Genomic DNA, 22,737 nt, shown 5'->3' with positions numbered 1-22,737 from the left:
TTTATGGACATTTATATTAAGAAAGCTATTATTCATCAGTTCAGTCCGGATGATACCGAGCTGTTCCTAGCGGATAAGTTTCTCAATATTACTCCAAAAATCGAAGAATACCTACGCAAAAAAATTGAACGTGTGTATTCAGATGAGGCTAAGACTGGGATTTTCGAGGAAGAAAATCCCTTCTTCAATCATATCACTGACGATTTGTTGGAGACTTCAGTAACACTGGCTAATCTCTGGAAAGAGGAGTTCAGCATTTCCGAAAATCTCAAGACCAATGACTTGATTTTTGTGCAATTTTCTAAAGAAGGTATTGAACATTTCGCTTTCTTGCGAATTGCCTTAAGGGAGACCTTGACCCACCTCGGAGGAGAAGTTGATAATCCAATCAAGCTGACTCAGAATAACCTGCCTGGATTTGGAACGGGGGCTGATGAAGCCTTGGTGGTCAATCTTCAGAGTCGCAAGTACCACCTAATCGAGAAACGAATCAAGTACAACGGGACTTTTTTGAACTATTTTTCAGACAATCTCCTTGCCGTCGCCCCTAAGATTTCACCTAAGAAATCGATCAAGGAACTAGAAAAAACGGCACAGCGAATTGCTGAGACTTTTAACACAGATGATTTTCAATTTCAATCTAAAGTTAAATCAGCGATTTTTAACAATCTGGAAGAAAGTAATGAATTGTCACCCGAGAAATTGGCCAACGACCTTTTTGACAACAATTTGACAGCTCGTTTGAGCTTTATTGACCAAGTTAAAGATGCAGTACCAGAACCAGTTCAATTTGATGAAATTGATGCCAGTCGCCAATTAAAGAAATTTGAAAACCAAAAACTCTCCTTGTCAAATGGAATAGAGCTCATTGTTCCTAACAACGTCTATCAAGACGCTGAGTCTGTTGAGTTTATCCAAAATGACAATGGAACCTACTCTATCTTAATCAAAAATATCGAGGATATCCAAAGTAAATAATGTTTAAACGAATTCGAAGAGTGCTTGTACTAGCAGTCTTCCTTTTTGCTGGATATAAAGCCTACCGCGTTCACCAAGATGTCAAGCAAGTCATGACCTATCAACCCATGGTGCGAGAAATCTTGAGTGAAAAAGACACCCCAGCAAACGAAGAGCTTGTGCTCGCTATGATTTATACCGAAACAAAAGGAAAAGAAGGCGATGTTATGCAGTCTAGTGAGTCTGCAAGTGGTTTAACCAATACCATCAATGATAATGCCTCTAGCATTCGGCAAGGCGTTCAAACTCTGACAGATAATCTCTATCTGGCCCAGAAGAAGGATGTAGATGTCTGGACGGCTGTTCAAGCCTATAATTTTGGACCTGCCTATATCGATTATATCGTCCAAAATGGTAAGGAAAACACCCTAGCACTGGCCAAACAGTACTCTCGTGAGACTGTTGCTCCCTTGCTTGGCAATACTACTGGAAAGACTTACAGTTATATTCATCCCATTTCCATTTTTCATGGAGCAGAACTCTATGTAAATGGAGGAAACTATTACTATTCTAGACAGGTTCAACTCAACCTTTACATCATCAAATGTTTCACTCTCTTTTCGACATCTGGCTAGTCCAGGTGTTTTTGTTATAAGTTTTCTTTAAGATAGATATATTACTCTAGAAAGGTAAAGGAGGAAATTCCCAATGAGAAAGAAACTCTTTCTGACTAGTGCTGCGGTCTTATGGGCAGTAACAGCTATGAGTAGCGTCCATGCAGCAACAGATGTGCAAAAAGTTATCGATGAAACCTATGTTCAACCTGAATATGTCCTAGGTTCTTCATTGTCTGAAGACCAAAAAAATCAAACCCTAAAAAAACTAGGCTACAATGCCTCATCAGACACCAAAGAACTCAAGACCATGACACCTGATGTCTATTCTAAGATTATGAATGTGGCCAATGACTCCAGCTTACAATTGTATTCATCAGCCAAGATTCAAAAGCTAGGTGACAAATCGCCACTTGAGGTCAAGATTGAAACACCAGAGAATATCACTAAGGTAACTCAGGATATGTACCGCAATGCGGCCGTAACTTTGGGTGTGGAACACGCCAAAATCACTGTAGCAGCACCTATTCCAGTTACAGGTGAAAGTGCCTTAGCTGGGATTTACTATTCGCTAGAAGCTAATGGAGCCAAGGTGCCACAAGCCAACAAAGATTTGGCTCAAGAAGAGTTGAAGGCTTTGTCCGATATCAATGCTGAAAACAAGGACAAGTCAGGCTATGATGCTAACAAATTAAATGTTGCCCTAGCCGATATCAAGTCAGGACTTGCCAAAGCTAAAGAAAACAAGGAAAATCTGACGGAGGAAGACGTCCGTAAAATCGTTGAAGATACCTTAAAAAATTACAAACTTGATCAGGTTATAACAGGAAACCAGATCAATATCATCATCAATTTTGCTTTAAATCTCTCAAAGAGTGATATCCTCAGCAATGCAGATTTCACTAAAACCCTAAATGACCTTAAACAAAGTATCGTATCACAAGCTGGCGACAGTTTTAAAAATATCAACCTTAACTTTGATGCGGATAAGGCGATAGAGGACGGCGGGAACTTCTTAAGCTCCCTCTGGCAAGCCATTGTCAACTTCTTCAAGAGTTTTGGTTCTTAAGAAATTTCATGGTATAATAGATGGTAACCGTAACGTTGCCGTCTTTTTTGTCGGCCAATAGAAAGAGAATAGAATGTTAAAGAAAAATGATATTGTAGAAGTTGAAATTGTTGACTTGACCCATGAAGGGGCAGGAGTTGCCAAGGTGGATGGTTTGGTCTTTTTTGTAGAAAATACTTTACCGAATGAAAAAATCCTTATGCGTGTCCTCAAAGTAAACAAAAAGATTGGTTTTGGGAAAGTTGAAGAATACCTTGTCCAGTCGCCACACCGTAATCAAGATCTCGATCTGGCTTACCTGCGTTCAGGAATCGCTGATTTAGGACACCTTTCTTATTCAGAACAGCTCAAGTTTAAAACCAAGCAGGTCAAGGACAGTCTTTACAAGATTGCTGGAATTACAGATGTAAAAGTTGTTGAAACACTTGGCATGGAAAATCCAGTCAAGTACCGTAACAAGGCACAGGTCCCTGTTCGTCGTGTTAATGGTGTCTTGGAAACTGGATTTTTCCGTAAGAATTCTCATGACCTCATGCCATTGGAAGATTTCTTTATCCAAGATCCTGTGATTGATGAGGTAGTAGTAGCCCTACGCGACTTGCTGCGTCGCTATGATTTGAAACCTTATGATGAAAAGGAACAAGCTGGCTTGATTCGAAATCTTGTGGTGCGTCGTGGTCACTATTCTGGACAAATCATGGTTATTTTGGTAACAACTCGTCCCAAAGTTTTCCGTGTGGAGCAATTGATTGAAAAACTAATCAAGCAGTTCCCAGATATTGTGTCTGTTATGCAAAATATCAATGACCAAAATACCAATGCGATTTTTGGTAAGGAATGGCGCACCCTTTATGGACAAGACTATATTACCGACCAGATGCTGGGAAATGACTACCAAATCGCTGGACCAGCATTTTACCAAGTTAATACTGAAATGGCTGAAAAACTTTATCAAACAGCCATTGATTTTGCGGATTTAAAAGAAGATGACGTGGTTATTGATGCTTATTCTGGTATTGGGACGATTGGTCTTTCTGTTTCGAAACATGTCAAAGAAGTCTATGGTGTTGAAGTGATTCCAGAAGCGGTTGAGAATAGCAAGAAGAATGCTCAACTGAACAATATTTCAAACGCCAACTACGTCTGTGACACAGCTGAAAACGCCATGAAGAACTGGCTCAAGGAAGGTATTCAACCAACTGTTATCTTGGTTGATCCTCCACGCAAAGGCTTGACCGAAAGCTTTATCAAAGCAAGCGCCCAAACAGGAGCAGACCGCATTGCCTATATCTCTTGTAATGTCGCAACCATGGCGCGTGATATCAAACTCTACCAAGAATTGGGCTATGAATTGAAGAAAGTCCAGCCGGTGGACTTATTTCCGCAAACGCATCACGTCGAGTGTGTAGCTTTGCTGGTAAAAGCCTAGAACCCTTGTAACGAAAGGGGTAATCAAAAGCCTTGATTGTAAGATTTTTTTGATATATGAGGAAGTATCAGACTGAGAGCAGAAGTTGAGTGTTTTGGTCCGATAGGTGGTGTTATTGAGTTTATATTTCCAGTTACACGTAGGAGGTACATTTATTACCTATGAGCATGGCTTTCTGGGAATTAATGCATCACCTCTTATATATGAAACTTAGCCAAGATTTGGTCTTGAGGAAATTTGTAATTGTTGTGATGAATTTCTTAGCAAAGCTTGAGTTTTAATTTTTAGGTAAATTCCCAAACTAATTTCCACTTTGGTCAGGAAAGTGGAAGTTACTTTGAGAAGTTACCGTTTTAATTTTCTGTAGGATGTGTAATGTTGAATTTAGTAAAAGTTCATCAAGTTAGCTTGGTAGAAAGCCTATTTGAATCATTTACAAAGTTAACTGAACATCATTTGATGGCGAATGTACACGCAGAAAAAATATTAGAGGTTTTTCAACACTTTATTGCGATTCATGACGAGCCCTTGTTTTTTATTTTGGAATTGCCTGTTAGTATTGATAGAGAAAAAGTGATAGCAAAGAATATTATCAAGGAATCCCATAAGGATGTTTATTATATTGATGGTTGTTCAAGAGAGGAATGCCTAGTACTGTTGATTAGATACGGTGATTTGCTTATTAATGATGGATTAAGTAAGTTTGGATTTGGTGGGCATAAAAGTCATGATGAGATTATGCTTGATAGCTATAATGTTGTGACAATTTATAGTGAAGAACTATCGAAATTTAATGACTTTTTTGAACCTCATAATATTCAATTTGTAGAAGAACTAGTGACTGCTTGGAAAACTTTTTCTAAGACCTCGCCAGGAATCTCTGAAATCTATGAAAGTAATGAAAAAACTGTTTATGATTCGCCTGAAGAATTAGCTGAATGGGGAATATATTTAGCTGAAACTCGAACGGAATAGGTATAGTTATAGATTAGAAAGAGAATATTTCAATTTCTCTAATACACGAAATTTAACTTGAGTCAATTTATAGAAGGAAAAGTTAGATATAAGAACATGTTGAGGTTTTGGGACTACTGGAGAGAAAAAGATATAGTCTACCGTTTCAGGGTTTACAAAAGGCTTGATATTAAGCCTTTTTTGAATTTTGAGTGAAGTATAAATCTAACAGTCTGAGTTGAGATAGTATTATTGATAGCAGTAATGTCTGAAATTTATTTCCACATACTCAGTGGAGGTTCAAAATGTTCCTGCATGTGAGGTGTCTGTGGGAATAGTTTTGGCCCCCCTTTTTTATTTTCAGATATCACTATGATGGTTTGGGGAACTATTTTTCTTATATGGTAGGATAGGTATCAGAGTGAGTAGAATACCCTATAGGTATGTGTTTGTTTCCATAGACTAGGAGGTAATGGTAATAGTTGAACAGTTGCTCAACTATTATCGATTATTGAGGTATAAGATGTCATTTTTTTCATCTCTATCACCAGTAATGCAAGCTTTATTAGCTGGCTTATTCACCTGTTTTGTACCATTATCGGTGCTAGTTTGGTCTTTTTTGTCAAAACCATTCATCAAAAATTCATGGATATGATGATGGGCTTGGCAGCGGGTATTATGACGGCAGCTGCAGTCTGGTCTTTGCTTGTCCTTTCATTTGGCTATAGCCAGTCAATGGCTGCAAACAGATTTTACTGGTTGCCGACGGCTGTTGGTTTTTATTGTCGGGGGCTTAATTATCCGCTTTATTGATTATTTGGTTCCCCACCTGCATTTGAATCAACAGATGAGTGATAAGGAAGGGATTTTGAATCCCCAAAGACCCTTATCAAAGACCATGCTGCTTTATCTGGCGGTAGTGATTCATAATATACCAGAGGGCTTAGCAGTTGGTGTGGCAAATGCCACAACTGGACTTTCCTTTACGTGGATGAGTGCCCTTGGATTAGCCTTGTGAATTGGTATCCAAAATATTCCAGAAGGCTCTGCCTTGTCCTTGCCGCTACGGGCAGAAGGGCGAAGTAGGAAATCAGCTTTCTACTATGGCGCCATGTCAGCGATTGTTGAGCCGATTGCAGTTGTTTTAGGGGCCTATGCTGTTATGTCTATGCCCCAGCTACTACCTTATGCTCTCTCATTTGCGGCAGGAGCCATGATTTATGTTGTAGTGGAAAAACTTGTGCCAGGTGCTCAAGAACACAAGAATACCGATATTGCAACAGGTGAGTTTATGGACGGATTTCTAATTATGATGTTACTTGATACAACTTTAGGATAGGAGGAATACAAAATATGTCACAGTGTTTAACAGCTTGTAATCCAGATTTAATTCAAGGGGTCCATGAGACGGAGTTTGATACCGTTACATTGCTAAATATGTCCAATTTTTTTAAGGCGATTTCTGATCCAACTCGTTTGCGGATTTTACAAGCAGTACGGCAAAATCCAATTTGTGTCGGAGACTTAGCGATTGCGTTACAGATGACCAAGTCTGCTATTTCTCACCAACTACGCTATCTGCGGGACTGCCAATTGGTCAAGGGGGAGAAAAAAGGAAAGATGACCTATTATGAACTTGCGGATAATCATGTCGCATCAGTCTTGTCTTTGACACTGAAGCATTTGAAGGAGGAAAAACATGAAGAAAGAGTATGTACTTCGGGGAATTGACTGTGGCAATTGTGCTGCTAAGATTGAACGTGCTGTCAATCAATTGGAGCAGGTAGAATCTGCCACTGTCAATCTGATAGCTCAAAAGCTGACTTTGGAAACAAAAAGCGAAGATGGGATAGATAAGGAAATTATTGACTTAGTAGATGCTATTGAACCTGGAATCGAAGTGATCAGTGATAAAAAGGAAGAGGCACTTCCAGAAAAACGAGATTGGGCGAAAGAGCTGCTACTTGCTGTTACGATTCTATTTGCCTTCGGCTTTTTCCTGCCAGAGGAGTATTTCTGGATTCGTCTGGTCTATTATCTGACCCTATATATCATTATCGGTCATAAGGTTCTTATCAAGATGGTTCAAAATATTCAACGTGGCAATATTTTTGATGAAAACTTTTTGATGAGTATCGCGACCTTAGGAGCCTTTCTCTTGGGAGAATTTCCAGAGGCAGTAGCCGTCATGCTTTTTTATCAGATTGGGGAGTATTTCCAAGACAAGGCCACCTCTCAATCTCGTCAGTCCATTGCACAATTGATGGATATTCGGTCGGATAAGGCTTGGAGACTAGAGGGGGGAGAAGCCGTTCAAGTAGACCCTGAAACAGTAAGGGTTGCGGACCATATTTTAGTTAAGCCTGGGGAGAAGGTGCCCCTAGATGGTCTGGTCAGAAAAGGTCGTTCTATTCTGGATACGTCAGCCTTGACAGGAGAATCACTGCCTAGGGAAATTGGCGTTGGTGAGGACATTACAAGTGGTGTGATCAATTTGACTAGTCCATTGGTAATTGAAGTGAGAAAGACTTTTTCGCAATCAACGGTCAACAAAATTTTGGAATTAGTTGAAAATGCAAGCAATAAAAAAGCGGAGACGGAACGGATGATCACACGTTTTTCGCGTGTGTATACACCAGTGGTTGTCGGAATCGCTTTTCTGCTTGCAAGCCTGCCTCCCTTGCTTGGTTTAGGGGAGTGGTCGACTTGGCTTTATCGGGCACTTACCTTTTTAGTCATTTCTTGCCCTTGTGCTCTTGCGGTTTCGGTACCAATGAGTTTCTTTGGCGGGCTAGGGGGAGCATCTAAATTAGGTGTCTTAGTGAAAGGTGGAAATTATTTAGAGGCTCTTGCCAAGTTGGATACGGTCGTATTTGATAAGACGGGGACAATTACAAAAGGTATCTTTGCGGTAGATACCGTTGTCAACGCAGAAGGTATCGAGGATAATATTCTGTACCTCGCTGCCCATTTGGAAAGCTATTCCAATCATCCAATCGCAAACTCGATTCGAACAGCCTATGGACAGGAAGTGGACGAGAATAGGGTGAGTCAGATTACCGAGCTACCAGGGCAGGGCATGTCCGGTAGGATAGATGGCAGACAGCTCTATCTTGGGAATGCTAGATTAATGGAAGTTCAAGGGATTGCTTATCCAGCTATTGACAGCACAGGAACAGTTCTCTATTTGGCAGAGGACAGTCACTTTTTAGGCTATTTCCTTATCACAGACCAAGTGAAGGAGACGAGCATCGAGGCCTTGAAGGATTTACAGGCGGTCGGAATTAAAAAAACGGTTCTCCTTTCAGGTGATCGTCAGGCAGTGGTTGATGAATTTGCACAGCAATTTGCCTTCAATGATGCATTTGGAGATTGCTTGCCTCAGGATAAGGTGAGTACATTTGAGGAAATTCTGACTCAGTCTCAGCAGGCTGTTGCCTTTGTTGGAGATGGAGTGAATGATGCACCGGTTCTTGCTAGGGCAGATGTTGGTATTGCTATGGGAGGGCTAGGTTCGGACGCAGCCATTGAATCAGCAGATGTTGTACTGATGGATGATGACCTTGGAAAACTTCCTCAAGTCATTCGACTGGCTAAAAAGACAGTCAGAATAGCTCGGCAAAACATGACCTTGGCTATTGTAGTTAAACTAATTTTCTTGGTTCTAAGTGGATTGGGAATTTCTAATATGTGGGAGGCAATCTTTGCAGATGTTGGTGTAACGCTACTGGCAGTATGGAATGCATTGAGGACCTTGAGGATAGATACCTCCACTTTGTCAAAGTAAGTGAACAAACAGAGCGATATACAAGTTTTTGTATAATCGCTTTTTTAAACTATGATATGGGCTTTAACGATTTTAACCTAAATCTAGTAACCGTTGAACGTGCATCAATAGAACACACTATGACCATCAACAAGAACTACGTTACTTTCATTAAGGGTATTTTCTGGTAAATTTCAAAAATAAAACCTTGATTTTGCGCCATTTCTTTTTTTCCTTCCCGAAGGCGCGGGAGTACACCCCTTTTGTTAAGGATTTATCCCTTTTTAAATAAAAATAATACAAGTAGGACACTTCTAAAAGTGATCTACTTTTTTTAAATATTTTCATTCTAAAGTTTAATTTTAAACAACAACTCTATCACTTTCGTTATATAATATAGATGTTGACTAACTCCACATGTTGAGGCGGTATCACTGCTTGTACGAGCTGAGACATCGGCGAAGTAGAAGTAGATGCTCCGCCCATGGGATAGCTGTCGTAGAGTAAGGAGTTTTCGACGAAACGATACGGTAACAGCGAACCGCTGAGTGTGTAAGCTTGTTGGAGAAACGTAGTTAATCCTCAAAAGGTTCCCCAAACCTTTTGAGTTCCGCAGACGTATCATGTTGAGGCAGTTTCACTGCTTATGCGAGCTGAGGCATCAGCGAAGTAGAAATAGAAGCGCCGCCCATGGGATAGGACCCGTAGAATGAGGAAGGAAACCATCGAAATGATACGGTAAGTCCGAATCGTCTAGTGTGTAGTGTTGCTGGTGCAAGCTTAGTCTGTCAATAATAAAATAATCTGTTTTAAGAAGATGGAAAAAAGAATTTTCTATATTCTAACGGTTACTAACTAATCGGTTTTATGTTTTGAAAAATTAATCTATGGACAATTTAGAAGAGGTTATAGATGGTTATATTAGAGTTATATCAAAATAGTTATTCAACAGATTTAGTCGCTTTTGATTCTTTAGAAGAGGGGAAAGACTTTGTAGCTCAAATCCCGGGGTACGCTCTGGAAACAGAAGATGGTTTTGAAATGGAGTATTTTAATCCTAAAAACATACCGGATTATATGGAAATTATTTTTAACGGAAATATTGTTCCTTTATCTAAATTTATGTTCGATCCTGAGGAAAATGTAGACATTATTTGGAAAGAGATTTCAAATTTATCCCTCAAAAACGATAGAGTGATCGAAGGACATTCAAAAATCGATGCATATGTCGTCAACAACCATGAGGTTAAAGCTTATGTTGAAACAAGAGAAGCGAACTATCGTAAAGTAAAAGACTTCTTAGAAAGCCGCGGATATGAAATCGACAGAAGCTTTTTCGGAAGTGAAGACGGCGAAGCGATTCTTTACAGAAAAAAAGGGAGCGAAGATTGGCACTTCTTATGTCATTTAGACTCAATGTTTGTAGAGATGGAAGATGTAGAGGAATATGTGAAGGAAGAACTTGAAGGATTGATGTAGGGAATTGAAGAATACTATAAAAAGAGAAATCTCATGATAGAAGCAATTATTGGAGATATTGTCGGTTCTATTTACGAATGAAACAATATTAAAACGAAGGACTTTCCTTTATTTCGGAAGGACTGCTTTTTTACGGATGATACGGTGATGACCTGTGCTATTGCAGAAACGATTATGAATGGGGGACAAAAAGACGACTTCATTGGCACGATGAAGAAATATGGCAGACTGTATCCAGATGCTGATTATGGTGTTCGGTTTAATGCATGGCTAAACAGCGATAACCGTGAGCCTTTTACTAGCTTTGGGAATGGTTCAGCTATGCGTGTTTCTCCATGTGCTTGAGTCATGGACTGTGATGTCTATGAGAGAACCGGTACGTGGCCATCATCTAGATAACTTGCGAGTCTTTCTGCAGAGGTAACTCATAATCATCCAGAAAGTATTAAAGGTGCTATGGCTACAGCTGATGCTATTTTTCTGTGTCGTTATTACTTTGGAGGTTATTGTGGAGATTATGAGCAACCAATCAATGACAATCATACAGAGTGTAAAAGACAGATTAAGGATTATATAGAGAAGAACACAGCTACAATCTATCTCAAACTTTAGATGAAATCCGCCCTAACTATCGTTTTAACGAAACATGTCAAGAAACTGTCCCCCAAGCCATTATTGCTTTTCTTGAAAGTAGAGATTTCGAAGATGCAATAAGAAATGCCATTTCACTTGGTGGCGAAAGTGATACTCTCGCTGCAATAACTGGTAGCATAGTAGAGGCAGCTTACGGAATTCCTGATTGGATAAAGAATAAGACTTATTCTTACTTGGATGAACCCTTAAAGGCTGTAGTTAAATGATGGGAAAATAGAATAAAATCAGATTAATCTCCAATACGTGAGATTTTTCTTTTCTGTATTTTCATTGTATAATGGGAGTACATTTAGTTGCAATTGACGAAATATAAATATTTCTAATGAAAATTAAGGAGAAATTAATGAAAAAAGCAATGGTTATTATTAATCCTACTTCTGGTGGGGAAAAGGCTTTGGATTACAAAGAAAAGCTGGAGAATAAAGCCAAAGAATACTTTGAGCACGTGGAAACCAAAATTACCGAAAAAGCACTGGATGCAACCCATTTTGCTCAAGAGGCTTCTCATGAGCAGTACGATGCAGTGGTTGTGTTTGGTGGAGACGGGACAGTTAATGAAGTCATTTCTGGTATTGCTGAGAGAGACTACATTCCTAAGTTAGGAATTATCCCAGGCGGTACGGGTAACCTCATTACAAAACTGTTGGAAATCAATCAAGACATCGATAGTGCGATAGATGAACTCGACTTTGACTTAACCAATAAGATCGATATCGGTAAAGCGAATGACAATTATTTCGGTTATATCTTTAGTATCGGTTCTCTACCTGACGCGATTCACAATGTTGAAATTGAAGATAAGACAAAATTCGGTATTCTAGCCTATGCTGTAAATACCATGAAGTCTGTCATGACGGATCAAGTCTTTAACATTAAGGTAGAGACAGAAAATGGAAATTATGTTGGTGAAGCTAGTCATGTTTTGATTCTCTTGACAAATTACTTCGCTGATAAGAAAATCTTTGAAGAAAACAAAGATGGCTATGCCAACATTTTGATTCTGAAAGATGCCTCTATCTTCTCCAAATTATCTGTCATTCCTGATTTACTAAAAGGGGATGTTGTCGCAAATGATAATATCGAGTATATCAGAGCGCGTACTATTAAGATCTCTTCAGATAGTGAATTGGAGTCAGATGTTGATGGCGATAAATCGGATAACTTACCTGTAGAAATCAAAGTCCTAGCTCAACGAGTAGAAGTATTTTCAAAACCGAAAGAGGATTAGTATATAGACAAAGCCTTTTTTAAGGCTTTTTGTATACTTTAACAGTAATCTTAGGACTTTTATTTATATTTTTGATGAGTTGGTGGGTTATTTCAATCGTTAATAGCCAGAAACTACGAAAAAAAGAAACATTTATTGGTTATATCTAAAGACACGATATTGATGGGGAAGGCTATCAATCAGAAGTATGGGAAGTGACTGAGGAGGAAGATTCATCATTAAAAATCAGAGTCTTCTTTGCAATATTGCTCCTATTTCCAGACAGTCCATTTGTAGTTTTATCTAGTTTGGTATATAATTTAAGGTAGAGAAAACAGGAGGACAAATCGAATGGAATTAAAAGATTTTACAGAAAAAGAACAGGAAATGATTAAGAAGGGACTGACTACGTCTAAGATTAGTGACAAGGAAACTGCTGAGAAGATTCTTGCACTAGTACCACAAGACTTGATTAAGCGAATCCCGTTTTTTGTCAGAAAGCATGCTACGACACGTACGATTAAACGCATTTCAATTGAACACCCTGAGCTCTACGCTGCAGCTCAAACAAGTGGTGAAATACCAGAAAAAGAACGCGAAGAATTACGTCAGATTATCACGAATATCTTTGAACAAAAGATGAATAAGCATAGTATTAAGTAAGACTTACATCAATTAAATCATAATGTATCAACTGAGCAGCGTAAAAATTAATCAATCCTAATAGTTGAAAAATGTATAAAGTAAAGGAGAGCAAATTTGTTCTCTTTTTATTTGAAATTTTGGTAAATTATATGGAAACTATGACTAAGATTATTAATTTGTATGCTATAATTTAGCCTTGTTCCAAAACCTGTTAAAATAGTGGCATTCATAACGTTTCAGAACCATAATATTTATTTGCTCTGATAGAGATTGTTACGAGAGCGAATTATCCTGCCATTGTAATTACCGCAATTATTTATTTTAATACAGAAAAGGAAAAAATAAGATGGTCGTGAAAATAAGAAAAAAAGGAAATTCAATCACTATTCCAAGTGGTGTAAAATCGGAAGAATTGGGTCAGCAGGTTTCTTATGTATCTGATGATGCCTTTGACTTAAATGTAGATAAAATCTTTGATAGATACGACGATGTTTTCAAAGCTTTGGTGGGAAAATAACAATCTATCTAACAGAAAAGCAAATTGGAAAAATGGGTCTTCGGAATATATAGTGGAATTACTTTCTTAATAGTTTAAAAACAACTGGTGTTTAAATTGGATTTTCTGGTGGGATGTTAGGATAATCAATAGTATTATATAAAAGTATCAATCACATACGAGTGATACTTTGGGAAAAAAAATAAAATAGTCCAATTTACTTGACCGTGTACTATGGTACATGGTTTATAATATTCAGGGGGTGAAATAAGATGATTTATCGCATTAGTGAGTTTGCAGATAAATGTGGAGTTAATAAAGAAACGATCAGATATTACGAGCGAAAAAATTTATTACAAGAACCTCACCGAACGGAAGCTGGTTATCAGATATATTCATATGATGACGTTAAGCGTGTTGGGCTTATTAAACGAATACAGGAACTTGGTTTCTCTTTAAGCGAGATTTATAAATTACTTGGTGTTGTAGATAAAGATGAAGTTCGTTGTCAAGATATGTTCGAATTTGTTTCTAAAAAACAAAAGGAAGTGCAAAAACAAATAGAGGATTTAAAACGAATTGAAACTATGTTAGACGACTTAAAACAACGATGTCCAGATGAAAAGCAATTACATTCGTGTCCAATAATAGACACATTAACATGAGAGATTAATTAACGAAAGGAGCTTTTTTATGAATAAATTTAAGGTAAACATTTCAGGAATGACTTGTACGGGTTGTGAAAAACACGTAGAATCAGCACTTGAAAAGATAGGTGCTAAAAATATTGAGTCTAGTTATCGTCGTGGTGAAGCAGTATTTGAACTGTCCGATGATATTGAGGTTGAAAGTGCAATAAAGGCGATTGCTGACGCAAATTATCACCCGGGCGAAGCAGAAGAATTTCAATCGGAACAAAAGACGAATTTATTGAAAAAATATCGGCTAAACGTTGAAGGAATGACCTGCACTGGTTGTGAAGAACATATTGCGGTTGCTCTTGAAAATGCAGGTGCAAAAGGGATTGAAGTAGACTTTCGTCGCGGAGAAGCACTGTTTGAACTACCGTATGATGTAGACATTGATATCGCGAAAACAGCGATTACTGACGCACAATATCAACCGGGCGAAGCAGAAGAAATACAAGTGCAATCGGAAAAAAGGACAGATGTAAGTTTAAATGATGAAGGTAACTATGATTATGATTATATCATCATCGGTTCTGGTGGAGCTGCCTTTTCATCTGCCATTGAAGCCGTTACTTTGAACGCAAAAGTGGCTATGATTGAGCGTGGAACGGTGGGTGGAACTTGCGTTAATGTCGGATGCGTTCCTTCTAAGACCTTATTAAGAGCAGGGGAAATCAATCATCTAGCAAAAAATAATCCATTTGTGGGATTACACACTTCGGCTTCAAATGTTGATTTAGCGCCATTAGTAAAACAAAAGAATGATTTAGTAACCGAGATGCGAAATGAAAAATATGTGAATTTAATTGATGATTATGGTTTTGAATTAATAAAAAGTGAAGCAAAATTCGTAAATGAAAATACAGTTGAAGTAAATGGCAATCAAATCACAGCCAAAAGATTTTTAATAGCTACAGGTGCTTCTTCAACTGCACCTAATATTCCCGGATTAGATGAAGTAGATTATTTAACAAGCACTAGCTTATTGGAATTAAAGAAGGTTCCAAATCGTCTTACCGTAATTGGTTCAGGATATATCGGCATGGAATTAGGACAACTATTTCATAACCTCGGGTCAGAAGTCACTTTGATTCAAAGAAGCGAGCGTCTATTAAAAGAATACGATCCTGAAATTTCAGAAGCCATTACTAAGGCCTTAACAGAACAGGGAATTAATTTAGTAACAGGTGCAACCTATGAACGAGTTGAGCAAGATGGAGACATTAAAAAAGTTCATGTTGAGATAAATGGTAAAAAGCGAATTATTGAAGCAGAACAATTGCTAATTGCCACTGGAAGAAAACCAAATACAGAATCATTAAACTTACATGCAGCAGGTGTTGAAGTTGGTTCCCGTGGTGAAATTGTCATTGATGATTATCTTAAAACGACCAATTCCCGAATTTATTCAGCTGGAGATGTCACTCTCGGTCCCCAATTTGTTTATGTAGCTGCTTATGAAGGTGGACTTGCTGCTCGTAATGCAATCGGAGGACTAAATCAAAAGGTCAATTTAGAAGTGGTTCCAGGCGTTACGTTTACTTCTCCATCGATTGCAACGGTTGGTTTAACGGAGCAACAGGCAAAAGAAAAAGGATATGAAGTGAAAACATCGGTATTGCCGTTGGATGCTGTTCCAAGAGCGCTCGTTAATCGGGAAACAACAGGTGTTTTCAAATTAGTGGCAGACGCGAAAACATTGAAAGTGTTAGGGGCGCATGTAGTGGCAGAAAACGCAGGAGACGTAATTTATGCAGCAACATTAGCTGTGAAATTCGGTTTAACTGTTGGAGATCTGAGAGAAACGATGGCTCCATATCTAACAATGGCAGAAGGATTGAAGCTGGCTGTCCTAACTTTTGATAAAGATGTTTCGAAATTATCTTGCTGTGCAGGCTAAGGGAACTTTTTTACAACTCCCTATTCAAGTGAACCAGCTAATGCTTTAAGGGATTTTCTAAGTGCATTTGTGGTCACAAAAATAATTTAACACTGATGATTTCGACATCAAATCTATAATTGATACCTTAACACCGCAGAGTAATAAAGGATGAATAATATGTCAGACTTATTATCCTTACCAGACATTAAAATAATAGAACCGCCACAAGAAAATGAAACCGATATGATGTTTAAAGTTGAAGCAGTCGGACCACCTGAATGTTGTCCTGAATGTGGTTTTGACAAGTTGTACAAACACAGTTCAAGAAATCAACTAATTATGGATTTGCCCATTCGTTTAAAGCGAGTGGGCTTACAATGAACCGTAGACGATACAAGTGTCGTGAATGCGGATCTACCTTCTGGGAACGCCTAATATCTGTAGATGAAAAGCGTAGTATGACCAAAAGGCTTTTAAAGTCCATTCAAGAGCAATCCATGTCTAAGACCTTTGTAGAAGTCGCAGAAAGCGTTGGTGTTGACGAAAAAACCATTAGGAACGTTTTTAAGGACTATGTGGCACTCAAAGAACGTGAATACCAGTTTGAAACTCCTAAGTGGCTTGGGATAGACGAGATACATATTATCCGTAGACCTCGGCTTGTATTGACTAATATTGAACGCAGGACTATTTATGACATCAAGCCTAACCGTAACAAGGAAACAGTCATCCAACGTCTTTCAGAAATCAGTGACAGGACTTACATTGAGTACGTCACAATGGATATGTGGAAGCCCTACAAAGACGCAGTGAACACTATCCTTCCACACGCTAAAGTTGTCGTAGATAAGTTTCATGTAGTTAGAATGGCTAATCAAGCCTTAGATAACGTCAGAAAGTCTTTGAAAGCCCATATGAGCCAAAAAGAAAGACGTACCTTATGCGTGAAAGGTTTATCCTTCTAAAGCGTAAACACGATCTAAATGAAGGTGAATCATTCCTCTTAGATACTTGGTTAGGTAATCTTCCTGCTTTAAAAGAAGCCTATGAACTCAAAGAAGAGTTTTACTGGATATGGGATACTCCTGATCCAGATGAAGGTCATCTTCGTTATAGTCAATGGAGACACCGTTGTATGTCCAGCAACTCTAAAGACGCATATAAAGACCTCGTGAGAGCCGTAGACAACTGGCATGTTGAAATATTCAACTACTTTGATAAAAGGCTCACTAATGCTTATACGGAGTCAATTAACAGCATTATTAGGCAGGTAGAGCGAATGGGTAGAGGTTACTCGTTTGATGCCTTGCGAGCCAAAATCCTTTTCAATGAGAAGCTCCATAAAAAGCGTAAGCCACGATTTAATTCAAGTGCTTTCAATAAAGCTATGTTATACGATACTTTCAATTGGTATGAAGTGAATGATCACGACATTACAGACAACTTAGGTGTCGATTTTTCCACACTTATTAAGAATTTGGAGAAGGGTGATTTATAAGCCCTTTTCCACCATAAAATCCGAATACCCAGAAAAATAAATGCTTTAGCAATTCAACGGTATTCTCCAAATGAGAAAATTCAAACAGTTAGTCCTTCGGCTCTAAATATGATTGTTAATTTACCAGAACAATTTGTCTTTGGGAAGCCTCTTTATCCAACAATTTTTGATAAAGCAACGATACTATTTGTCCAATTGATAAAGAAGCATGTTTTTGCCGATGCTAATAAACGAACTGCTTTCTTCGTTTTGGTGAAATTTCTACAGTTAAATTGTTATCATTTTTCTGTAACAGTTGAAGAAGCGATAAATATATGTGTAACTATCGCAGTAGAATCCTTAACAGATGAAAGCTTAAGCACTTACGCCAAATGGGTTTCTGAACATTCGTTTAGAATTAATGGAAAAAATTAAGCTCAACTATTCAATTCTTGTAAGTATAAATAAAGAGACTATATTAAAAATCTGTAATGCAGAAACGAATATTGTCTTTTTTTATTGATAGGGGAGAATTTTCGGCATCTTCCTATATCTCAGATAACAAAAAACGAACAGGCTCTTTTTCTGTCATTCAGAAGAGACCTTGTTCGTTTTTATCTTGATTTTCTTAAAAAGCTCGATACACATAAGAGTTTTCTGGTTTATCGACTTTTGTAAAGCTGTCGATCTCCAAGGTTGGGAGGTTTTGTTTGAGCTCTTTATGGTAGTGATTGACCAGTTTTCCTTTGGCTGTTATCCAGGTATTGTTCTCGTACTGACGGGTATTTCCCTTGGTCAGCAAACCATAGACACCTGAATCTGCGATGCAGTGAAGAATGCCAAAGCGGAACAAAAATTGACTATTGGCATGACTGGGGTCATTGTAGACAAAACCTGTGAACTGGACTGTCTTACCCTCAAATTCATCTGGATAGTCGTAGATGGCTTCCATGACCTCTATATAGTTTTCATTAGTGATCTGAATGTTATCCTGAGACAAGTATTTATCCGCCGCAGTTCTCATTTCCTTCTCATAGGCTGATTTTGAAAAATAAGAACTGGTATCTGGTTTCAAATATTGGCTTGTAGTTCCTTCACTTGTCTGAATGGCTAGATTCGTGCCTTCCGATAGGGGAAAGTGATAGCCTTTAGCTGAAACGGTTTGGGAATCCAAGCTAACAGTTGGGAAAGTTAAGCCAACAACAATTGGAATGGCCAGAAGAGCAGTACTCGTCACCTTGGCTAATCGACTGTTCAGATGACTGTGGGTTTTGACTTGCTTCATCCAGATATACAGTTGAACAATTGCCAAAATAAAGGAAAGTATCATGGAAATATAGGCCAGATAAGAATAGTGCAGGTTGATGTACTGGTTTAATTTGCCCGACAGATGGAGGTAGATTGTCAGTTCAAAATAGCCAGCTAAAATTAAAAATCGAATCATAGGATGACTCCAATCAAGAGAGAATACACTAAGACGACAAGAGTCACAATCGTAATGAAGTGACTGATAAATCGTGCTTTCAAGTAATTTTTCATCATAAGAATATTTTTGATATCCAGCATTGGGCCAATGACGAGAAAAGCTAAAACTGGTGCTAAGCCGAAACTCGAGAGAAGAGAAGCTCCGATAAAGGCATCCGCCTCACTACAGAGAGAAAGAAGAAAGGCCAAAAGCATCAAGAGCAGGATGGCAAAAAGAGGGGTCGCACTGATGGAGGTCAGAATCCGTGTCGGAACGTAGACCTGTATTATTGAGGCGAAGAGACAGCCAAATACCAAATAACGCCCTGTATCAAAAAATTCATCAATTGCTTGCACAAAGACCTGAAAAACTTTTTTTGCAGGGCTTAAGTGAGAAAAATTGTGCTCATGACAGACCAAACGATTTTCTTTTTGAATCGGTTCTTGCCAGAAAAATCCTAGAAAAATCCCAAGTATCACAGCTACAAGAATGGAACCCAGAGCTCGTAACAGGGCGATATGGAAGGAGTTGCCAAAGGCAGAATAGGTCGCAAAGAGAACAATAGGATTGATAACAGGCGCTGTTACGAGAAAGGGAACAGCCGTGTAACTAGGAACCTTCTTTTCCAGAAAACGATTGATAATGGGGACGATTCCACATTCACAAGAAGGGAAAAGTATCCCTACGAAGGTACCAAAAAAGATTCTCCCCCAACGATTTCGAGGAAGAAAATGATAAACCTTGTCAGGTGTGATATAAACCTCAATCAGCCCTGAGAAAATACTTCCTATCAGAACGAAGGGGAGGGCTTCAATGATAATGGAGAGGAAAATAGCCCCAGTCTGAAGCACGCTAGATGGGAGTTGTTGAAAAGTAGTCATCTAGTTTTTCTTTTCTGCTTTGGCATTTTTCTCTTTGTCATCAGGGAAAGTGACTTGTTTTAAATCAGGGAGTTTAGCAAACTCTTCAAACATTTTGTCCAAATCGTCTGTTTTTGTAAATTTTACAGCCATAGGTGTACCTCGATTCTAAATGCTACCTCTATTATACTATTATTTTGAAGAAAAGGGAGTTTTTTAATTTGTTTTGGATAGTTGATACTCTTCGAAAATCTCTTCAAACCACGTCTGCTTCGCCTTGTCGTAGATATATGTAACTGACTTTGTCAGTCTTATCTACAACCTCAAAGCAGTGCTTTGAGCTGACTTCGTCAGTTCTATCTGCAACCTCAAAACAGTGTTTTGAGCTGACTTCGTCAGTCTTATCTACTACCTCAAAACGGTGTTTTGAGCAACCTGTGGCTAGCTTCCTAGTTTGCTTTTTGATTTTCATTGAGTATGAAAAGGATTGGAGCAAGCCTTCCTGCTTGTGGTATAATAGATTCATGGATAAAAAATATGAAAAAATCTCTCAGGATTTGGGAGTGACTTTAAAGCAAATTGATATCGTTCTAAGTTTGACAGCTGAAGGGGCGACTATTCCCTTTATTGCGCGTTATCGCAAGGACATGACTGGTAGTTTAGATGAGGTGGCGATTAAGGCCATTATCGACTTGGATAAAAGCCTGACCAATCTCAATGACCGTAAGGAGGCTGTCTTGGCTAAGATTCAAGAACAAGGCAAGCTAACCAAGGAGTTGGAAGAAGCTATTTTAGCAGCCGAAAAACTAGCAGACGTAGAAGAACTCTACCTTCCTTACAAGGAAAAGCGTCGGACCAAGGCAACCATTGCCCGTGAAGCAGGACTCTTTCCACTTGCTCGCTTGATTTTGCAGAATGTATCTGACTTAGAAAAAGAGGCTGAAAAGTTCGTCTGTGAAGGATTTGCGAGTGGAAAGGAAGCCTTGGCTGGTGCAGTTGATATCCTAGTAGAAGCCTTATCGGAAGATGTTACCTTGCGTGCTATGACTTATCAGGAAGTGCTGAGACACTCTAAAATCACTTCTCAAGTCAAGGATGAAAATCTTGATGAAAAGCAAGTTTTTCAGATTTATTACGATTTTTCAGAGACGGTTGGAAATATGCAAGGATATCGTACCTTGGCCCTCAATCGTGGGGAGAAGCTAGGTGTCTTGAAGGTCGGATTTGAACATGAGACAGACCGCATTCTTGCCTTCTTTGCTGCTCGTTTCAAAGTGAAAAATGCCTATATAGACGAAGTAGTTCAGCAATCTGTTAAGAAAAAAGTCTTGTCTGCTATCGAGCGCCGTATTCGGACAGAATTGACTGAGAAGGCAGAAGAAGGGGCTATCCAACTCTTTTCTGATAATCTGCGCAATCTTCTCTTGGTTGCTCCGCTGAAAGGGCGCGTGGTTCTTGGATTTGACCCTGCCTTTCGTACAGGTGCTAAGTTAGCTGTCGTGGATGCAACAGGAAAAATGCTGACAACTCAGGTCATTTATCCTGTCAAACCAGCATCAGCTCGTCAAATCGAAGAAGCCAAGAAAGATTTGGCAGATTTGATTGGTCAATATAGCGTGGAAATTATTGCCATCGGAAATGGAACGGCCAGTCGGGAAAGTGAAGCTTTTGTAGCGGAAGTTCTGAAAGATTTCCCTGAAGTCAGCTATGTTATCGTCAATGAAAGTGGTGCTTCGGTCTATTCTGCCAGCAAACTTGCTCGTCAGGAATTTCCAGATTTGACCGTTGAAAAACGCTCTGCTATTTCTATCGCCCGTCGTTTGCAAGATCCCCTTGCAGAATTGGTCAAAATCGATCCTAAGTCAATCGGTGTCGGCCAATACCAGCACGATGTCAGCCAGAAGAAATTGTCTGAAAGTCTGGACTTTGTTGTCGATACAGTGGTAAACCAAGTCGGTGTCAATGTCAATACGGCCAGCCCAGCTCTTCTTTCTCATGTGGCTGGACTCAATAAAACCATTTCTGAAAATATCGTCAAATACCGTGAGGAAGAAGGAAAAATCACTTCACGTGCCCAAATCAAGAAAGTTCCTCGTCTGGGGGCTAAGGCCTTTGAACAGGCAGCTGGTTTCCTTCGTATCCCTGAAAGTAGCAATATCCTCGATAATACAGGAGTTCACCCAGAAAACTATGCTGCTGTTAAGGAGCTCTTCAAACGCCTGGATATCAAGGACCTGAATGAAGAGGCCCAAAGCAAACTCAAGTCGCTTTCTGTCAAGGAAATGGCGCAAGAGCTAGACCTTGGTCCAGAAACTCTTAAAGATACCATTGCAGATCTTCTCAAACCAGGTCGAGATTTCCGTGATTCCTTTGACGCACCTGTGCTTCGCCAAGATGTCCTAGATATCAAAGACCTAGTGGTAGGTCAGAAGCTAGAAGGTGTGGTGCGTAACGTCGTTGACTTCGGTGCCTTCGTTGATATCGGGATTCACGAGGACGGATTGATTCATATTTCCCACATGAGTCGCAAATTTATCAAACACCCTAGCCAAGTGGTGTCAGTTGGAGATTTGGTGACCGTTTGGGTCAAGAAAATTGATACTGAACGTGAAAAAGTTAATCTGTCGCTCCTCGCTCCAAATGAAACTGACTGATTACGTCAAGCAAGTTTCGCTAGAAGACTTCGGGAGACCTTTTATCCATCATGTCCAGTGGAATAGGCGTCTACGTTCGACAGGTGGGCGATTTTTCCCCAAAGATGGGCATTTGGATTTTAATCCCAAACTTTATCAGGAACTGGGTTTGGATGTTTTTAGGAAAATTGTCCGTCATGAACTCTGTCATTATCACCTCTATTTTCAAGGGAAGGGCTATCAACACAAGGATCGGGATTTTAAGGAACTGTTGAAAGCAGTGGATGGATTACGCTTTGTACCAACCTTGCCCAATAGCAACTCCAAACCAATTAAGCTCTATCGTTGCCAATCCTGCCAGCAAAGGTATCAGCGCAAGCGTAGGATTGATACCAAACGCTATCGATGTGGACTTTGTCGAGGCAAGTTGCTACTAGTAAATCAGCCTGAGGACTGATGAA

At 39.1% G+C, this 22,737-nt stretch carries 19 protein-coding genes and 3 pseudogenes; 19 read left to right on the top strand and 3 right to left on the bottom strand.

What is annotated here, in order from left to right:
* Nucleotides 1-3: 3 nt before the first annotated feature.
* From UKS_RS05195 to UKS_RS05105, 17 genes and pseudogenes are all read left to right on the top strand, one after another.
* Entirely contained in the window at nt 4-978 is a 975-nt protein-coding gene (locus UKS_RS05195; RefSeq protein ID WP_173020464.1) for a nucleoid-associated protein, read from the top strand.
* Nucleotides 978-1,592 (top strand): cell wall hydrolase Pmp23, encoded by a 615-nt coding sequence (pmp23, locus tag UKS_RS05190; RefSeq protein ID WP_156012059.1) that lies wholly within the window; start codon nt 978-980, stop codon nt 1,590-1,592. Before UKS_RS05195 ends, pmp23 begins: the two co-directional genes overlap by 1 nt.
* Before the next feature lie 73 nt (nt 1,593-1,665).
* Nucleotides 1,666-2,640, top strand: coding sequence for a DUF1002 domain-containing protein (locus UKS_RS05185; RefSeq protein ID WP_156012058.1), 975 nt, complete (start codon nt 1,666-1,668; stop codon nt 2,638-2,640).
* Between the two features lie 73 nt (nt 2,641-2,713).
* On the top strand, nt 2,714-4,069 hold the full coding sequence (gene rlmD / locus UKS_RS05180; protein ID WP_156012057.1) for a 23S rRNA (uracil(1939)-C(5))-methyltransferase RlmD: 1,356 nt from the start codon (nt 2,714-2,716) through the stop codon (nt 4,067-4,069).
* A gap of 375 nt (nt 4,070-4,444) precedes the next feature.
* On the top strand, nt 4,445-5,044 hold the full coding sequence (locus UKS_RS05175) for a hypothetical protein (protein WP_049495783.1): 600 nt from the start codon (nt 4,445-4,447) through the stop codon (nt 5,042-5,044).
* A 502-nt stretch (nt 5,045-5,546) separates the two neighbouring features.
* A pseudogene (locus tag UKS_RS09860) lies at nt 5,547-6,362 on the top strand (ZIP family metal transporter).
* A gap of 14 nt (nt 6,363-6,376) precedes the next feature.
* Nucleotides 6,377-6,754: an ArsR/SmtB family transcription factor gene (locus tag UKS_RS05155; protein ID WP_049495785.1), complete on the top strand. Its 378-nt coding sequence runs from the start codon at nt 6,377-6,379 to the stop codon at nt 6,752-6,754.
* Entirely contained in the window at nt 6,723-8,810 is a 2,088-nt protein-coding gene (locus tag UKS_RS05150; protein ID WP_049495788.1) for a heavy metal translocating P-type ATPase, read from the top strand. Before UKS_RS05155 ends, UKS_RS05150 begins: the two co-directional genes overlap by 32 nt.
* A gap of 891 nt (nt 8,811-9,701) precedes the next feature.
* Nucleotides 9,702-10,268 (top strand): hypothetical protein, encoded by a 567-nt coding sequence (locus UKS_RS05145; protein WP_156012056.1) that lies wholly within the window; start codon nt 9,702-9,704, stop codon nt 10,266-10,268.
* A gap of 87 nt (nt 10,269-10,355) precedes the next feature.
* Nucleotides 10,356-11,128 (top strand): annotated as a pseudogene (locus UKS_RS05140) (ADP-ribosylglycohydrolase family protein).
* A gap of 137 nt (nt 11,129-11,265) precedes the next feature.
* Entirely contained in the window at nt 11,266-12,150 is an 885-nt protein-coding gene (locus UKS_RS05135; protein ID WP_049495792.1) for a diacylglycerol/lipid kinase family protein, read from the top strand.
* A 330-nt stretch (nt 12,151-12,480) separates the two neighbouring features.
* Nucleotides 12,481-12,792: a hypothetical protein gene (locus UKS_RS05130; RefSeq protein ID WP_049495795.1), complete on the top strand. Its 312-nt coding sequence runs from the start codon at nt 12,481-12,483 to the stop codon at nt 12,790-12,792.
* Between the two features lie 328 nt (nt 12,793-13,120).
* Nucleotides 13,121-13,291 (top strand): hypothetical protein, encoded by a 171-nt coding sequence (locus tag UKS_RS05125; protein WP_049495797.1) that lies wholly within the window; start codon nt 13,121-13,123, stop codon nt 13,289-13,291.
* Nucleotides 13,292-13,542: 251 nt separating this feature from the next.
* Entirely contained in the window at nt 13,543-13,935 is a 393-nt protein-coding gene (gene merR, locus UKS_RS05120) for an Hg(II)-responsive transcriptional regulator (RefSeq protein ID WP_156012055.1), read from the top strand.
* A gap of 28 nt (nt 13,936-13,963) precedes the next feature.
* A complete protein-coding gene (merA, locus tag UKS_RS05115) occupies nt 13,964-15,859 on the top strand; it encodes a mercury(II) reductase (RefSeq protein ID WP_156012054.1) in 1,896 nt (631 codons plus the stop codon).
* Nucleotides 15,860-16,018: 159 nt separating this feature from the next.
* Nucleotides 16,019-17,339 (top strand): annotated as a pseudogene (locus UKS_RS05110) (ISL3 family transposase).
* Nucleotides 17,340-17,357: 18 nt separating this feature from the next.
* A complete protein-coding gene (locus UKS_RS05105; RefSeq protein WP_156012053.1) occupies nt 17,358-17,753 on the top strand; it encodes a type II toxin-antitoxin system death-on-curing family toxin in 396 nt (131 codons plus the stop codon).
* 193 nt (nt 17,754-17,946) lie between these two features.
* Here UKS_RS05105 and UKS_RS05100 read toward each other — a convergent pair whose 3' ends face one another.
* Genes UKS_RS05100 through UKS_RS09925 form a run of 3 tightly spaced genes read right to left on the bottom strand, consistent with a single transcriptional unit; the run spans nt 17,947 to nt 19,796 of the window.
* A complete protein-coding gene (locus UKS_RS05100; RefSeq protein ID WP_156012052.1) occupies nt 17,947-18,762 on the bottom strand; it encodes a TIGR03943 family putative permease subunit in 816 nt (271 codons plus the stop codon).
* Complete coding sequence (locus tag UKS_RS05095) at nt 18,759-19,664, bottom strand: permease (RefSeq protein WP_156012051.1); 906 nt, start codon at nt 19,662-19,664, stop codon at nt 18,759-18,761. The genes UKS_RS05100 and UKS_RS05095 overlap by 4 nt, the downstream gene beginning before the upstream one ends.
* Nucleotides 19,665-19,796 carry an SPJ_0845 family protein gene (locus UKS_RS09925; RefSeq protein WP_156012050.1) on the bottom strand — a complete coding sequence of 44 codons (132 nt, stop codon included), beginning with the start codon at nt 19,794-19,796 and terminating at the stop codon, nt 19,665-19,667.
* A gap of 371 nt (nt 19,797-20,167) precedes the next feature.
* Between UKS_RS09925 and UKS_RS05085 the strand changes: the two genes are divergently transcribed.
* Both UKS_RS05085 and UKS_RS05080 read left to right on the top strand, forming a co-directional pair.
* Entirely contained in the window at nt 20,168-22,297 is a 2,130-nt protein-coding gene (locus tag UKS_RS05085) for a Tex family protein (protein WP_156012049.1), read from the top strand.
* Nucleotides 22,284-22,733 (top strand): SprT family protein, encoded by a 450-nt coding sequence (locus tag UKS_RS05080; RefSeq protein ID WP_156013057.1) that lies wholly within the window; start codon nt 22,284-22,286, stop codon nt 22,731-22,733. The genes UKS_RS05085 and UKS_RS05080 overlap by 14 nt, the downstream gene beginning before the upstream one ends.
* The last annotated feature ends 4 nt before the right edge of the window (nt 22,734-22,737 follow it).

This window comes from Streptococcus sp. 116-D4 (genome assembly GCF_009731465.1).
Classification (GTDB): domain Bacteria; phylum Bacillota; class Bacilli; order Lactobacillales; family Streptococcaceae; genus Streptococcus; species Streptococcus pseudopneumoniae_E.
This window is presented reverse-complemented; position numbering and strand designations above follow the sequence as displayed.

What these genes read in the sequence shown, in the direction of transcription:
- pmp23 (WP_156012059.1), top strand. Translation starts at nt 978, where the DNA reads ATGTTTAAACGAATTCGAAGAGTGCTTGTACTAGCAGTCTTCCTTTTT.
- UKS_RS05175 (WP_049495783.1), top strand. Translation starts at nt 4,445, where the DNA reads ATGTTGAATTTAGTAAAAGTTCATCAAGTTAGCTTGGTAGAAAGCCTA.
- merA (WP_156012054.1), top strand. Translation starts at nt 13,964, where the DNA reads ATGAATAAATTTAAGGTAAACATTTCAGGAATGACTTGTACGGGTTGT.
- UKS_RS05135 (WP_049495792.1), top strand. Translation starts at nt 11,266, where the DNA reads ATGAAAAAAGCAATGGTTATTATTAATCCTACTTCTGGTGGGGAAAAG.
- UKS_RS05095 (WP_156012051.1), bottom strand. Translation starts at nt 19,664, where the DNA reads ATGACTACTTTTCAACAACTCCCATCTAGCGTGCTTCAGACTGGGGCT.
- merR (WP_156012055.1), top strand. Translation starts at nt 13,543, where the DNA reads ATGATTTATCGCATTAGTGAGTTTGCAGATAAATGTGGAGTTAATAAA.
- UKS_RS05080 (WP_156013057.1), top strand. Translation starts at nt 22,284, where the DNA reads ATGAAACTGACTGATTACGTCAAGCAAGTTTCGCTAGAAGACTTCGGG.
- UKS_RS05155 (WP_049495785.1), top strand. Translation starts at nt 6,377, where the DNA reads ATGTCACAGTGTTTAACAGCTTGTAATCCAGATTTAATTCAAGGGGTC.
- UKS_RS05195 (WP_173020464.1), top strand. Translation starts at nt 4, where the DNA reads ATGGACATTTATATTAAGAAAGCTATTATTCATCAGTTCAGTCCGGAT.
- rlmD (WP_156012057.1), top strand. Translation starts at nt 2,714, where the DNA reads ATGTTAAAGAAAAATGATATTGTAGAAGTTGAAATTGTTGACTTGACC.
- UKS_RS05145 (WP_156012056.1), top strand. Translation starts at nt 9,702, where the DNA reads ATGGTTATATTAGAGTTATATCAAAATAGTTATTCAACAGATTTAGTC.
- UKS_RS05130 (WP_049495795.1), top strand. Translation starts at nt 12,481, where the DNA reads ATGGAATTAAAAGATTTTACAGAAAAAGAACAGGAAATGATTAAGAAG.
- UKS_RS05100 (WP_156012052.1), bottom strand. Translation starts at nt 18,762, where the DNA reads ATGATTCGATTTTTAATTTTAGCTGGCTATTTTGAACTGACAATCTAC.
- UKS_RS09925 (WP_156012050.1), bottom strand. Translation starts at nt 19,796, where the DNA reads ATGGCTGTAAAATTTACAAAAACAGACGATTTGGACAAAATGTTTGAA.
- UKS_RS05085 (WP_156012049.1), top strand. Translation starts at nt 20,168, where the DNA reads ATGGATAAAAAATATGAAAAAATCTCTCAGGATTTGGGAGTGACTTTA.
- UKS_RS05185 (WP_156012058.1), top strand. Translation starts at nt 1,666, where the DNA reads ATGAGAAAGAAACTCTTTCTGACTAGTGCTGCGGTCTTATGGGCAGTA.
- UKS_RS05150 (WP_049495788.1), top strand. Translation starts at nt 6,723, where the DNA reads ATGAAGAAAGAGTATGTACTTCGGGGAATTGACTGTGGCAATTGTGCT.
- UKS_RS05125 (WP_049495797.1), top strand. Translation starts at nt 13,121, where the DNA reads ATGGTCGTGAAAATAAGAAAAAAAGGAAATTCAATCACTATTCCAAGT.